The sequence below is a fragment of the Castellaniella sp. genome (genome assembly GCF_049673105.1).
Taxonomy (GTDB): Bacteria; Pseudomonadota; Gammaproteobacteria; order Burkholderiales; family Burkholderiaceae_B; genus Castellaniella.
The window spans coordinates 39513-54269 of sequence record NZ_JBATXG010000023.1 but is presented as its reverse complement, the minus strand read 5'-3'; the positions used below and the strand labels follow the sequence as shown (position 1 = coordinate 54269).

Sequence of the window (14757 nt, the reverse complement as noted above, 5' to 3'; positions counted from 1 at the left end):
GCTCCAGGAACAGCCGCTGCTGCGGGTCCATCAACTCCGCCTCGCGCGGGCTGATGCCGAATACCGCAAGAACACCTATGATGCAGCGACTGATACCGCCACGGTCTCCGATCGCCGCGCCCAGGCCATTGTGCAGACGGCTTCTTACTACGACAAACTGTTTGGCGACGACCAGTCCTTGCGTGAAAGCCGGATCAGCTTTGCCATGAAGGAAGCCACGCTGCCCACCGCGGAAGCCCGGGCCCGTTTGGCGAATTTCTTTTTCTGGACTTCCTGGGCCGCCGCCACCGAGCGGCCGGGCATGACGGCCACGTATACCAACAACTGGCCGCATGAGCCCCTGATCGACAACGTCCCGACGGCGGAAAACATCATCTGGTCGGTCGTCAGTGTGATCCTTCTGATCGCCGGTATCGGTCTGCTGGTCTGGGCCTGGGCCTTCACGCGCAAGGAAGAAGAAGAGCCCGCCGCTCCGGCGCGCGATCCGATTCTGGGCATGGCGCTGACGTCTTCGCAGCTTGCACTGGGCAAGTACCTGTTCCTGGTGGTTGCGCTGTTCGTCACTCAGATCTTCATCGGCGGCTTTACGGCGCACTACACGGTGGAAGGTCAGACTTTCTATGGCGTCAACGTATCTGAATGGCTGCCGTATTCGCTGGTGCGTACCTGGCACATCCAGGCGGCGCTGTTCTGGATTGCCACGGGTTTTCTGGCCGCCGGCCTGTTCCTGGTCCCGATCCTGAACGGCGGCAAGGATCCGAAATTCCAGAAACTGGGCGTCGACGTCCTGTTCTGGGCGCTGATCCTGGTCGTGGTGGGTTCGTTCACGGGCAACTTTGCAGCCATTGCCCACCTGATGCCCCAAAGCTGGAACTTCTGGCTGGGTCACCAAGGCTATGAATATGTCGAACTGGGCCGCCTGTGGCAAATCGGCAAATTCCTGGGGATCGTGTTCTGGCTGTTCCTGATGCTGCGCGGTATCGTGCCGGCACTGCGTCAAAAAGGCGACAAGAACCTGCTGGCCCTGTTCAGCGCCTCGGTGATCTGCATCGGCTTGTTCTACGGCGCGGGTCTGGCCTACGGTGAAAAGACCCACATCACCATCATGGAATACTGGCGCTGGTGGGTGGTTCACCTGTGGGTCGAAGGCTTCTTCGAAGTGTTCGCCACTGCGGCGCTGGCCTTCATCTTCTGCACCATGGGCCTCGTGTCCAAGAAGGGCGCGACCTCGGCCAGCCTGGCTGCCGCCGTGCTGTTCATGCTGGGTGGCACGCCGGGCACCATGCACCACCTGTACTTCTCGGGTACCACGACGCCTATCATGGCCATCGGCGCTTCTTTCAGCGCCCTGGAAGTCGTGCCCCTGGTCGTGCTGGGTTATGAGGCCTGGGAAAACTGGCGCCTGAAGTCGCGCGCGCCCTGGGTGGAAAATCTGCATTGGCCGCTGAAGTTCTTCGTCGCCGTCGCCTTCTGGAATATGTTCGGCGCGGGGGTGTTTGGCTTCATGGTCAATCCGCCGGTCGCGCTGTACTACATCCAGGGCCTGAACACGACCGCCGTGCACGCGCACGCCGCCCTGTTCGGGGTCTATGGCTTCCTGGCGCTGGGCTTCTCGCTGTTCGTGCTGCGCTACCTGCGGCCGAACATGCAGTTCAACCACAGCCTGATGAACACTTCGTTCTGGTGCATGAACATCGGTCTGGTGATGATGATCGTACTCAGCCTGTTGCCCGTCGGTCTGATGCAGTTCCATGCCAGCATCAGCGTGGGAACTTGGTGGGCTCGCAGCGAAGCCTTCATGCAGCAGGACATCCTGCAGACCTTGCGCTGGATGCGCACCTTCGGTGACGTGGTCTTCATCGTCGGCGGTCTGGGTGTCATGTGGCAGGTCGTCACGGCGCTGTTCGGCTCTAAGTCGGCCTCGACCGCCGGCGCCGATCTGGCGGCACAGCGCACCTGATCGCTTCTGTCTTGCAGTAGGGGCGCCCGACACGGGCCCCCGATCAAACCCGTCTCGAAAGAGACGGGTTTTTTTTGCCGCCGGGCCGCCCCAAGGCAAAAACACCCCCTTGGGGGGCAGCAAGCAGCCGTCAAGCTGCGCGGCGTGGGGGCATTTTTGCGGCGATGGCTTATGCTGTCGCCGTTGTCATATTTACGTAGGAGCCCTTCATGCTGATGGTTTTGTCGCCGGCGAAAAAGCTGGACTATGACTCTCCGGTCCGCACCACGCAGCACACCCTGCCGGTCTTTCCCGCCGATACGCGTGAATTGGTGGGGGTGATGCAGACCCTGTCAGCCGGCGATCTGGCTGATCTGATGAGCCTGTCCGATGCGCTGGCCCGCCTGAATGCCGACCGCTATGCCGCCTGGATCGACGCCCCGGATGTCGGGCATGCCCGGCAGGCTGCGCTGGCGTTCAATGGCGACGTCTACGAAGGCCTGCGGGCGGCGGAACTGTCCGACGCGCGCCTGGACTGGGCGCAACACCATCTGGCGATTCTCAGTGGTCTGTATGGCGTGTTGCGGCCTTTGGATCTGATCCAGCCCCATCGTCTGGAAATGGGGACCCGGCTGACCACGGCGCGGGGACGATCCCTGTACGAGTTCTGGGGCGCCCGGATCGCGCAGGAACTGAATCATCGTCTGGATGCCTTGCCGGGCGAGCGGGTGTTGCTGAACCTGGCATCGCAGGAATATTTCAAGTCCGTGGACCGGAAAGTGCTGCAGGCCAGAGTGGTGGAATGCGTCTTCGAGGACGAGAAAAACGGCGTCTGGAAGGTCATCAGCTTTCATGCGAAGCGGGCGCGGGGTCTGATGGCGCGGTACGTCATCGATCATGGCGTCAATCGGGTAGCCGGACTGCAGAAATTCGCAGTGGGCGGCTATGCGTATGCCGCCGAGGCGTCGGCGGCGGATCGACTGGTGTTCCGGCGGGCGGCCTGACGGCTTTGTCTTCCCGCCGCGCGGCGGCATCAGGGATAACCTAGTCAGGGATAACCTAGGTTGCCTGCATCTGCAGGAGTGTCTACTCTGCCCATAATTATGAATTATTAATTTCCAGAGACGACGCGGGAGACCCCGATGGCGGCGAGAATCATCCAGAAGATTCTTTACCAGGAAGTGGCGGATCGCCTCAGAGGCATGATCCAGGCAGGAGAGCTGCAGGCGGGGGCCTGGATCGACGAGGTTCATCTGACCGCCGTGCTGGGCATTTCCCGCACCCCTTTGCGAGAAGCTCTGAAAGTGCTGGTGGCCGAAGGTCTGCTGCGTCTGGAACCGCGCCGGGGATGCTTCGTCAATGAACTGTCTGCCCGCGATCTGGAGAACATCTTTCCTTTGATGGCGTTGCTGGAAGGGCGTTGCGCCTACGAGGCCGCCAGCAAGGTGACGCAGGCCGATCTGCAGCGGCTCGAACCGCTGCACCGCGACCTGCAGCACTTTGCCGAACAGGGGTCCATCGATGACTATTACGCCGCCAATGCCCGCATTCACGAGGCCATTCAGGCCCTGGCGGATAATGCCTGGCTGTCGGACCTGATCGACAATCTGCGCCAGGTGCTCAGCCTGTCGCGTCATCGCAGCCTCAGTTATCCGGGGCGTGTGCGGGAATCCTGCGCGGAACACCTGGCGATCTTCGCGGCGCTGAAGGCCCGGGACCCCGAGGGCGCGGATGCCGTCACGCGCAAGCATCTCATGCGTCAGCTCGACGCCTTGCGGGCGTTGACCCGGCAGGATCATCCGGTCGCCTCGACCACTGATGCAGTGCCTGATCCCGCTTTGTCAGGAGAATCGGCATGATGCCAGACACCGAGACGCCGTCCCGCGGGGCCGGCTTGCTGGATCGTCTCAGCCGCTGGCTGGATCGGGATCACCTGCCGGACCCGGCGGCCGTGCGCTCGCTCTACGAGGCGGCGCTCACGGACAGCGCGGCGAATCGCCTGGCGCGGCAATGGGCCGACCGTTATTTGGCAGCCGACGCAGAAGAACGCCGCTGCCTGCTGGCCGGCTTGGTGCATGCGGGCATCGGGCTGGAAGCAGAATCCGATCACAGCAGCCGGCTGTTTCGCCGTCTGTATGCCGAAAGCGATCGGCTGGTGTTGATGGTCGAATTGCGGGCGGACATGCTGCGCTGGCGCAATCAGGTGGCGGGCCTGTCGGCCCTGGAACAGGTGCTGGCGGTGCAGTTGTCGAATTGGTTTGACGTGGGCATGCTGGAACTGCGTCACATCAATTGGGATTCGCCGGCTTCTCTGCTGGAAAAGCTGATCCGCTACGAGGCCGTGCATGCCATCCGGTCCTGGGAGGACATGCGCCGCCGCGTGGCCGCCGACCGTCGCTGCTATGCGTTTTTCCATCCACGGATGAATGACGTGCCGCTGATCTTCGTCGAAGTGGCCCTGACCGAAGACATGGCCGCCGACGTGCAGGCGCTGATTGATCCAGGCCGTCCCCTGGCGGATCTGGGCAAGGCCCGTTGGGCGATCTTCTATTCCATTTCCAACACGCAAAGAGGCCTGCGCGGGATCAGTTTCGGCAATTTTCTGCTCAAGCGCGTGATTGAAGAACTCCTGTCGGAATTGCCCAAGCTGAAGTCGTTTGCGACCTTGTCGCCCATGCCGGGGTTTGCCGACTGGCTTGGCAAACGCGGTGGCGACGAGATTCAGGAATATCTCAGCGACAAGGCCGAGCGGCAGGCGGCTGCCCAGGACCCTGGGGCGGGCGCCGCCTGGGTCGATCGCTTGCGCGGCGGCGTTGCCGAACCGGGGCCGGAATCCACGCGCCGCACGGGCCTGCGCTTGGCGGCGCATTACCTGCAGCAGTTACGTGGTGCAGACCCATTGGACCCGGTCGCGCGTTTTCATTTGGGCAACGGCGCGCGGATCGAGCGTGTGAACTGGGCGGCGGACCGTTCAGCCAAGGGTGTCGAACAGTCTTGCGGCCTGATGGTGAACTATTTATACGAGCCCGATCAACTGGATGAAAACCGGGCCCGCCTGGCGGCAGGCAAACCCAGAACGTCACGGAGCGTGCAATGGCTGTAGCGGGGGATGCGCACAGGGCGGGCGGCATCCGGGTGCAGCGCGAGGCCCCTGTCGCCACCGTGTGGCTGGATCATCCTGGGCGGATGAATGCCATCACCTCGTCCATGTGGCGGGAATTGGCGCGGGTGTTCGCGGCGCTGTCGGCGGATGCCGATCTGCGCTGCGTCGTCGTCCGAGGGGCGGGCGGGCACTTTGCCGCCGGCGCCGATATTCGGGAATTTCCTCGCGTGCGCGCCGATCTGGATCAGGTGCAGGCCTATCACCGGCAAATCATCGCCCCGGCCTTGCAGGCGATCTCACAGTGCATCCATCCGGTGCTGGCCGTCATCGAAGGCGTCTGCGTCGGCGGCGGGCTGGAAATCGCCAGCGTGTGCGATCTGCGGGTGGCGACGCGCGACGCGCGATTCGGCGCGCCGATCAACCGTCTGGGGTTTCCGATGGCGCCCGATGAAATGCGGGGGCTGCTGGCGTTGGCGGGGCGGGCCGTCACCCTGGAAATCCTGCTGGAAGGACGGGTGTTCGATGCCCAGGAAGCCTTGTCCAAAGGCCTGCTGACCCGTGTCGTCGAGGTCGCCGATCTGCAGACCGAGCAGGCCGCCACCGTGGCGCGTCTGTGTGCGGGCGCCCCTCTGGCGGCGCGCGGGAACAAACGGATAGCGGCGCGCTTGAGCACCGACAGCCAGCCCCTGACGCCGGCGGAATGGCAGGCGTGTTTCAGCTATGCCTGCGGGCCTGATCATCAAGAAGGGGTGCAGGCCTTTCTGGACGGGCGCCCCCCGGTTTTCAAAGGAGAATGAACTTGGAATCCAATGCCAACCTCTATGTGATCCTGCAGTCGGGCTTTCCGGCGGACCGTCAGGCGGTGGCGCTTGAGACGCCGGAGCGCACCTACAGTTGGCAGGATATCGACGCCTTGAGCGGCCAGATGGCCAACCTGCTGCGCTCGCTGGGGGCGCCCGCCGGTTCCCGGGTGGCGGTCCAGGTGGACAAGTCGCCGGAGGCCCTGATGCTGTATCTGGCGACCTTGCGCGCCGGCCTGGTCTATCTGCCGCTCAATACCGCCTACCACGAGGCCGAAGTCGGCTATTTCCTGGAAGACGCCGAACCGGCGGTCGTCATCTGTTCGGACAGCGCCCGTGACTGGTGTGAACCCCTGGCGCGCAGCAAAGGGGCCGCCCATGTCTTTACCTTGAACGCCGATGGGCAGGGCAGCCTGACGCAGGCCGCCGTCGGCCAGGCTGCCGAATTCGAGACGACGCGCAGCGCGCCCGATGATCTGGCGGCGATCTTGTATACGTCAGGCACCACGGGACGCAGCAAGGGAGCCATGCTCACCCATGCCAATCTGGCGTCCAACGCCCTGACGCTGAAAGCGTACTGGGGCTGGCGGTCCGACGATGTGCTGTTGCACATGCTGCCGATCTTTCACGTGCATGGCCTGTTTGTCGCGTCTCACGGCGCGCTGCTGGCGGGGGCCCGCATGATCTGGTTGCCCAGGCTGGATGTCGATCAGGCCTTGCACTATCTGCCGCGCTGCACCTTGATGATGGGGGTGCCGACGTATTACGTGCGCTTGCTGGCGGATGCCCGCTTCAACCGCGATGTCTGCCGCCACATGCGTCTGTTCATTTCGGGGTCCGCGCCCTTGCTGGTCGATACGTTTTGGGAATTCCAGGTGCGCAGCGGCATGCCCATCCTGGAGCGTTACGGCATGAGCGAGACCGGCATGATCACCTCCAACCCCTACGATCCGGCGCGTGGCGAGCGTTTGCCGGGGACGGTCGGGCCGGCCTTGCCGGGGATCGCCGTGCGAGTGGTCGACGATGACGATCAGCCTCTGGGCGCAGGCGATCCGGGGCATGTCCAGGTGCGCGGTCCCAATGTATTTGCGGGCTATTGGCGCATGCCGGAAAAGACGCGCCAGGAATTTACGTCCGATGGCTGGTTCCGGACGGGCGATATCGGCGTGCTGGGCGGCGAGGGCATTCCCGACGACTATCTGAGCATCGTGGGTCGTAGCAAGGATCTGATCATCTCGGGGGGCTACAACGTCTACCCCAAGGAAATCGAGATGGTCATTGACGCCATGCCGGGCGTCCAGGAGTCCGCCGTGATCGGCGTGCCGCACCCGGATTTTGGCGAAGCCGTCGTGGCGGTCATCGTGCCCAGGGCGGGCACCCAGGTCGATACGCAAGCCATGTTGGCCGATCTGAAAATCGGGCTGGCGAATTTCAAGGTGCCCAAGCACATTCATGTCATCGATGCGCTGCCGCGCAACACGATGGGCAAGGTTCAGAAAAACGTGCTGCGGCAGCAGTACGCGAGCCTGCACTGATAAGGAGGACAAGGGGCTGCGTAGGAAGAAGCAAGCCGGATCCAGACGGGTGCGGTGAGAAGGATCACGACAATCAATAATCAGGAGACAACATGATGAAGCGACACATACTTTGCGCTGCGCTGGGGCTGGTCCTGGCCAGCGGTTCCGGAGCCGTCCTGGCCGACACCACGTTGCGTGCCTCGCACCAGTTCCCCGGAGGCCAAGGCGACCCGCGCGATGAAATGGTGCAGATCATCGCCCGAGAAGTCGAAGCCGCCAATGTGGGGCTCAAGATCCAGGTGTTCCCCGGTTCCTCGCTCTACAAGGCAACCGAGCAGTGGGGCGCGCTGACGCGCGGCCAGCTGGACATGGCCGCCTTTCCGCTGGACTATGCATCGGGCCGCGTACCGCAGTTCTCGGCCACGCTCATGCCGGGGCTGGTGCGCAACTACGATCATGCGCAACGCTTGAATCAGTCCAACTTCATGAAGGACATCAAGGCGCTGGTGGAAAAACAGGGCGCCGTGGTGATTGCCGATGCCTGGCTGGCGGGCGGGTTCGCCTCCAAGAAGAACTGCATCACCAGCCCCGACACGATCAAGGGGCAGGTGATCCGGGCGGCTGGTCCTGCCTTCGAGCAGATGCTGGCGGCGGCGGGCGCGTCGATTTCCTCCATGCCCTCGTCCGAAGTGTATTCAGCCATGCAGACGGGTGTGCTGGATGCCGCCAACACGTCCAACGACAGTTTCGTGTCGTATCGCCTGTATGAACAAGCCAAGTGCCTGACGGCGCCGGGGGAAAACGCTCTGTGGTTCATGTACGAACCCGTGCTGATGTCAAAGAAGGTCTTCGATCAGCTGGAACCCAAGCAGCGCGAGGCCATCCTGGCGGCTGCCAAAAAGGCAGAGGACTATTTCGTTGCGGAATCCCGTAGCGGCGAACAGAAGATGCGTGATGTCTATGCCAAGGCGGGCGTGGAAATCGTGACGATGTCGCCCGAGGACTATAAGGCCTGGATGAGTATCGCCAAGCATTCGTCCTATCGGCAGTTCGCTGAAAAAGTACCGGGCGGCGATGAGCTGCTGAAGAAGGCTTTGGCTGTTCAGTAAAGGGATGGGGCCGGCGTCGGCATGGACTGCGCCGGCCCCGCTTCTGACGCGATGCCGGGAGGCCGCATGAGTCGAATGTTCGTACGGTGGGTAGAGGGCTTGTCGCGCGCTTGCGGTGTAGCGTCCGTGCTGCTGCTCATCTTTGCCATGCTGGTCGTGTGCCAGATGATTTTGATGCGCTACGTCTTTCGGGCTGCCACGATCTGGCAGACCGAAGCGGTTGTGTTTGGGGCCACGGCGGCGATTTTTCTGGGCGCCCCCTATGTGTTGATGACCAAGGGCCACGTCGGTGTGGATTTCATCCACATGCTGGTGAGTCCCCGGACGCGTCGCTGGATGGACAGGCTGGGCGCCTGGCTGGGGCTGCTGTTTTGCGGCGTGATGACCGTGGCGACGGGTTTGCATTTGTTCGAAGCCCTGGAAGGCGGGTGGACGACGCCCAGCGTCGCCGCCGTGCCGCTGTGGATGCCGCTGTCTCCCGTCGTCTTCGGGTTCGGCTTGCTCTGTCTGCAGTATGTCGTAGAAATCATCAAGCTCAAGGGAGAGCCGTCATGACGCCGACGCTGGCAGGAATCAGCATTATCGTGGGCCTGTGTCTGATGCTGGCGACGGGCATGCCGATTGCGTTCGCCCTGGGGCTGGCCGCCGTCGCCAGTCTGTTCCTGGACATGGGGCCGGACGTGATCTACGTCTTGGCGGAAACCATGTTCGCGGGTATCGCCAATCTGGGCTATGTGGCGATTCCCATGTTTGTGCTGATGGGCGCGATCGTGGCGGGGACCCCCGCCGGCGGCGATCTGTACAAGGCGCTGGACCGCTGGCTGCATAAGGTTCCCGGCGGCCTGATCCTGTCCAATATCGGTGCGTGCGCCATCTTTTCCGGTATGACCGGGTCCAGTCCGGCCACCTGCGCCGCCATCGGGAAAATGGGGATTCCCGAAATGCTGGGGCGCGGCTATCCGGCCTCGGTGGCGACCGGCTCGATTGCTGCGGGGGGAACCCTGGGCATTCTGATCCCGCCGTCGGTCACGATGATCGTCTACGGCATTTCGACCCAGACCTCGATCGGGCGACTGTTCCTGGCGGGCGTCATCCCCGGTCTGCTGCTGACGGCCATGTTCATGGCCTGGGCCTTGTTCGATGCGCGCCGCAAGGGCTTTCGCTTCGGCGCGAACGCCGGGGGGTATTCCTGGCGTGACAAGCTGGAAGCCCTGCCACGGGTGCTGCCGCTGCTGCTCATCATCCTGGGCATGCTGTTCGTGCTGTACGGCGGGGTGGCCACACCGTCCGAGGCTGCCGGCGCGGGCGCCTTGCTGACCCTGATCGTAGTGGTCGTGGTGTACCGTCTGTTCAAGATCCGCACCTACACTGGCGTGTTCGGTTCGGCCATGCGTGAAAGCGTCATGATCATGATGATCATGGCCTCGGCGGAGCTGTTCGCCTTTGCGCTGTCGTCCCTGTTCATCACGCAGTCGCTGGCTGCGGCCATCGCGTCGCTGGAAATCAATCGCTGGCTGCTGATGGGGCTGATCAACGTGTTCCTGCTGGTGTCCGGCATGTTCCTGCCGCCGGTCGCCATCATCGTCATGTCGGCGCCGCTGCTGTTGCCCATCATCACCCAGGCGGGGTTCGACCCCTACTGGTTCGCCGTCATCCTGACCATCAATATGGAAATCGGCCTGATCACGCCGCCCGTAGGCCTGAACCTGTTCGTGCTCAATGCCATCGCGCCGGATGTTCCGACGCGGGACATCCTGATGGGGGCGTTGCCCTATGTGCTGGTGATGATGGCGGCGATCGTGCTGCTATGCATCTTCCCGCAGGCGGTGACCTGGCTGCCCGATCTGATCATGGGCGCGCCCATCTGAATCCCCTGTGCCGGCCTGCCGTTCCGGCGGGCCGGGCATGGGGGGGGATTCAAGCTGATCCAGCGCCTGCATATTGTCCTGGATCTGTTGCGATGCCAGGATCATCTGCCGCAACGGATAGGCTAATGCGGCATGATCGCCGTCCGTTTCGATCACCTTGGGCGGGGTCGCCGGTCGGTCGGACAGATAGTCGTCTGTCGCGGCCAGCGCCTGGTGGATGCCCTCGGGTTCCCCGTCCAGCAGGGCCAACTGAGGAATCACCGCAGCGATCTGCGAGGCCAGCGCATGGTGATGGATCATCAGGCGGTTGTAGATCGGCACGTGGCGCTGGCGGCGGGTGGGTTCGTCCATCATGCGGTAGAACGCCGCCGTGAAATTGCTGAAGGCGATGTGTACGTTCTTGCGGCACAGCTTCCACTGGGTTTCGGATTCTTGCGGTTCCGCGCCGGCGGGCTGATCGGCTTGCCGAGCCAGCCGCGTGGCGTGCACGAAATCCAGCCCGCTGCGCAGGAAGGCGAGGTTGCTGGTGCGCAGGGCGCGCGCCAAGGCATCCAGCGTGTTGCGTTCCCAGGAAGGCAGGATATAGCTGCAGCTCAGTGCCAGGACGCAGCCGATCAGCGTATCCGCCAGGCGTTCGCCCACCACCGTGTTGGACCCCGGCACCAGGAAATGAAAGACCAGCAGCACGAACAGCGTGTTGAATATCGCCGACAAGGTGTAGTGCACCTGGATCAGGCTGTAGCCCAGCACGCTGCAGGCGGCCAGGATCAGCAGATACAGGGTGGGGTCCAGGTTCAGATAGAACAGCAGCAGCGCCAGGCCGCAGCCGATCAGCGTGCCCACCAGGCGCCAGCCGTTGCGCTGGCGGGTCAGGGCAAAGCCGGGCTTCATGATGATCAACACGGTCAGGATGATCCAGTAGCTGTGGCCGACCATGCCGGGGTCCAGGGTGCGAACGACCGGTATATAGGCCAGCAGGGCGCCCACCGCCATGGACAACAGGGCGGCGATGGCAACCCTGACCGCGTAGCGAAAGTGGGCGGACTGACCGTGCAGATTGTCGGTCAGCAGCGCCAGACGCCATTTCTGCCGGGTCAGGAAACGATTCAGGGACCGGTTGGCCTTGGACAGGTCAGACTGCTGCGGCAGCGGATTGACCGAATGATCCGCCATGCGGTCGACCTGCCACGTGATATTGCGCACGCGCCGCAGCACCTGCACCAGCAGGGCGTACAGTTCGGGGTTGTTCTGCGGCAGACCTTGTTCGCGCAGCTGATGCAGCTCGAATTCCAGTGCGCGCAGTTCGGCCTTGACGCTGTTGCGCACCCTGGCATGGCGGTTGCGGGCCACGTTCAGGGCCAGGCTGGAGACATTGGCGGACAGCTTGAACATGGCGTCGCGCACGAACAACAGCGCGTCGCTATCGGGCAGCTCCTGGCGCAACGTGGCGTAGTCGGTGTGGGTGGCCACCATGCTGTCGAGCAGTCCGACCATATCCACGAACAGATTCAGCAGCCCCTGGCGCAAGCGGTCCGCCCGCGAAGTCGTGCCGCGCGGCAGTTCGCGCAGGACCATGTCGCGCGCCGCCTGGTGGGCTTCGGTCATGGCCGCCTGGTGCTTGATCAGCTGGCGATAGTTTGCGCTCAGGTCTTCGTGGATGTCGTAGAAGCGGGCGCGCGTGGCGATGTAGTCAGCCGTGGCGAACAGGGCGGCTGACAGAGCCTGCTGTTCTTCCCGGTGCCACAGAATGCGGTGCGCCAGGGCGCTGTAGATCAAATAGAACGCCCCGCCCAGGAACGACGTCAGGGTGTGCTGCAGCACGTCGGCCTGCGTCAACGGTGTGCGCAGGGTCAGCGTCATGATCAGCAGGCAGGCGAATCCCAGCAGCCCGCCCTGTTTGCCATAGACCGTCAGCATGGAAAAGACGAAGCACAGGGCGGGCACGACCAGCCAGATGATCAGTACGTTGTTGGCGGCCAGCCCGGTGATGGCGGTCGTTGCCGACCCCAGGCACAGCGCGGCGAACATGCCGTTCAGACCGTAGCGCCGGGGGCCGCCGGGCTGGTCCAGAATGGCGACGCAGGCTGCGCCCACGGCGGCGACGAAGCCGCCGGCAATCCAGCCGAAAACATTCGACAGCACCAGAGCGGGCAGCAGCACGCCGGTCGCCTGGCGCAGGCCGCCGAAGAAGTGATGACTGTAGAAAAATCGCTGCAGTTGGGGAGAGGAAAATGTCATGCGGAGCCTGAAATCCAGCGCAGGGCAGTGATCGCAGTATAGAAAGTCCTGGGGCTTCGGTGGGGTTTTGCGATACACGGCGTTGTGCGGATGGGAGGTTTCCGGCGCCGTCGCTTGCAGCCTATGTTGCAACGCGGTAAATTAGCCGTTCCGCCACCCCGCATCAGGGCTGGTTGATGTGGCGAACCCCCGGGTCACACACCCGGTTTTTTTCGTCTGCCGTTTTTATGCTCCAGGATGCGCCACAAGCGTGGTCCGGGGCGTCCATTTCCAACACACTGCGCCCGATGGCGCGAGTGTCTTGTGCCAAGGGGCGCAGGCTGGTTCCCCGATGTGTCCGGGCAAAGCGATTCCGTGAATCGTCAAGCGTCGGATCATGTTGCGGATCTCCAGTACTGGTCCTGGCTGTCGATAGGCCGCTTGGTGCATGACGCAGGTTACGAAAGGAATCCATGATGGAACTCAATGGCGCCGACATCGTCGTGCGTTGTCTGATCGAGGAAGGCGTAGACCATGTGTTTGGCTACCCAGGCGGTGCCGTCCTCTACATCTACGACGCGATCTACAAGCAAGACACATTTCAGCACGTCCTCGTGCGACACGAGCAAGCTGCCGTTCACGCAGCGGATGCTTATTCCCGATCCTCGGATAAAACTGGTGTGTGCCTGGTGACCAGCGGTCCGGGCGTGACCAATGCCGTGACCGGCATCGCCACGGCCTACATGGACTCGATCCCCATGGTCATCATCAGCGGTCAGGTGCCTACGCACGCGATTGGCGAGGATGCGTTCCAGGAATGCGACACGGTGGGCATCACACGGCCCTGCGTCAAACACAATTTCCTGGTGCGCGACGTCAAGGATCTGGCCGAAACCATGCGCCGCGCCTTTTATATCGCGCGATCCGGTCGTCCCGGCCCGGTGCTGGTGGACATTCCCAAAGACATTTCGGTGGCGACCTGCAAATACACGCCCAAGCGCGGTCCGACGCAGTTGCGCTCCTACGCGCCGGTCACCAAAGGCCATCAGGGGCAGATCAAGAAGGCCGTGCAGATGCTGCTGGCTGCCGAGCGCCCCATGATCTATGCGGGCGGCGGGGTCGTGCTGGCCGATGCCGCCGACGAATTGCGCAAATTGGTGCGCATGACCGGGGCGCCGTGCACCACCACCCTGATGGGGCTGGGGGCTTTGCCCGGCACGGATGAAAAATTCGTGGGCATGCCCGGCATGCACGGCACCTACGAAGCCAATATGTCCATGCAGAACTGCGACGTGCTGCTGGCCATCGGCGCGCGTTTCGATGACCGCGTGATCGGCAATCCCAAACATTTCGCCCAGGTCGCCCACAAGATCATCCACGTGGACATCGACCCGTCGTCGATTTCCAAGCGGGTGCGGGTGGACGTGCCCATCGTCGGCGACGTGCGCGACGTGCTGCAGGATATGCTGGGTCTGTATGCGCAGTCGCTGGCAGAGCAGGGGGCCAAGGAAGGCCGTCTGGACGCCTGGTGGCAGCAGATCGAAACCTGGCGCGGGCGCAAATGCCTGGATTACGAAAATTCCGACACGTTGATCAAGCCCCAGTACGTGGTGCAGAAACTGTGGGAAGTCACGCGTGGTCAGGCGTTCGTCACATCCGACGTGGGGCAGCACCAGATGTGGGCGGCCCAGTACTATCCCTTCCCGGAACCGCGCCGCTGGATCAATTCCGGCGGCCTGGGCACCATGGGCGTGGGTCTGCCCTACGCCATGGGGGTGCAGATGGCCAATCCGGACCGCGACGTCGCCGTCATCACCGGCGAAGGCTCGATCCAGATGAACATCCAGGAACTGTCCACCTGCAAACAGTATCACCTGACGCCCAAGGTCCTGTGCCTGAACAACCGTTACCTGGGTATGGTGCGCCAATGGCAGCAGATCGAATATGGTTCGCGTTACTCCGAATCCTATGTCGATGCCCTGCCGGATTTCGTCAAGCTGGTTGAAAGCTACGGTCACGTGGGCATGCGCATCGACAAGCCAGCCGACGTCGAACCCGCCCTGCGCGAGGCCTTCACGAAATATAAGGACCGCCTGGTATTCATGGACTTCATTACGGATCAGACCGAGAACGTCTGGCCCATGGTCAAAGCTGGCCGCGGGTTGACGGAAATGTTGCTGGGCGCCGAGGATCTGTGAGGGGAT

The 14757-nt window shown here is 62.9% G+C and carries 11 protein-coding genes; 10 read left to right on the top strand and 1 reads right to left on the bottom strand.

Translation table 11 applies throughout. From position 1 onward, the window contains the following. The 9 genes from WBF69_RS09265 to WBF69_RS09225 form a co-directional block, all read left to right on the top strand. On the top strand, positions 1-1960 hold a 1960-nt coding region (locus WBF69_RS09265; RefSeq protein WP_424263446.1), incomplete at its 5' end, for a nitric-oxide reductase large subunit. A gap of 209 nt (positions 1961-2169) precedes the next feature. Next, positions 2170-2943, top strand: coding sequence for a peroxide stress protein YaaA (gene yaaA, locus WBF69_RS09260; RefSeq protein ID WP_424263444.1), 774 nt, complete (start codon positions 2170-2172; stop codon positions 2941-2943). A 138-nt stretch (positions 2944-3081) separates the two neighbouring features. Continuing rightward, positions 3082-3798 carry a GntR family transcriptional regulator gene (locus tag WBF69_RS09255; RefSeq protein ID WP_424263442.1) on the top strand — a complete coding sequence of 239 codons (717 nt, stop codon included), beginning with the start codon at positions 3082-3084 and terminating at the stop codon, positions 3796-3798. Then, the gene (locus tag WBF69_RS09250) at positions 3798-5042 is read left to right on the top strand and encodes a malonyl-CoA decarboxylase domain-containing protein (RefSeq protein WP_424263449.1); all 1245 of its coding nucleotides are present in this window, start codon (positions 3798-3800) and stop codon (positions 5040-5042) included. The genes WBF69_RS09255 and WBF69_RS09250 overlap by 1 nt, the downstream gene beginning before the upstream one ends. Beyond that, positions 5033-5839, top strand: a complete 807-nt coding sequence (locus WBF69_RS09245) for an enoyl-CoA hydratase/isomerase family protein (RefSeq protein ID WP_424263440.1) — start codon at positions 5033-5035, stop codon at positions 5837-5839. Before WBF69_RS09250 ends, WBF69_RS09245 begins: the two co-directional genes overlap by 10 nt. A gap of 2 nt (positions 5840-5841) precedes the next feature. Beyond that, positions 5842-7377: a malonate--CoA ligase gene (locus WBF69_RS09240; RefSeq protein WP_424263438.1), complete on the top strand. Its 1536-nt coding sequence runs from the start codon at positions 5842-5844 to the stop codon at positions 7375-7377. A 92-nt stretch (positions 7378-7469) separates the two neighbouring features. Continuing rightward, entirely contained in the window at positions 7470-8468 is a 999-nt protein-coding gene (dctP, locus tag WBF69_RS09235) for a TRAP transporter substrate-binding protein DctP (protein WP_424263436.1), read from the top strand. 66 nt (positions 8469-8534) lie between these two features. Beyond that, on the top strand, positions 8535-9023 hold the full coding sequence (locus WBF69_RS09230; RefSeq protein WP_424263434.1) for a TRAP transporter small permease subunit: 489 nt from the start codon (positions 8535-8537) through the stop codon (positions 9021-9023). Then, on the top strand, positions 9020-10336 hold the full coding sequence (locus WBF69_RS09225) for a TRAP transporter large permease (protein WP_424263432.1): 1317 nt from the start codon (positions 9020-9022) through the stop codon (positions 10334-10336). The genes WBF69_RS09230 and WBF69_RS09225 overlap by 4 nt, the downstream gene beginning before the upstream one ends. Here the strand turns inward: WBF69_RS09225 and WBF69_RS09220 are convergent. After that, complete coding sequence (locus tag WBF69_RS09220; RefSeq protein ID WP_424263430.1) at positions 10274-12574, bottom strand: FUSC family membrane protein; 2301 nt, start codon at positions 12572-12574, stop codon at positions 10274-10276. The genes WBF69_RS09225 and WBF69_RS09220 overlap by 63 nt on opposite strands. A gap of 455 nt (positions 12575-13029) precedes the next feature. Between WBF69_RS09220 and WBF69_RS09215 the strand changes: the two genes are divergently transcribed. Continuing rightward, positions 13030-14751, top strand: coding sequence for an acetolactate synthase 3 catalytic subunit (locus WBF69_RS09215; protein ID WP_424263448.1), 1722 nt, complete (start codon positions 13030-13032; stop codon positions 14749-14751). Positions 14752-14757 lie beyond the last annotated feature (6 nt).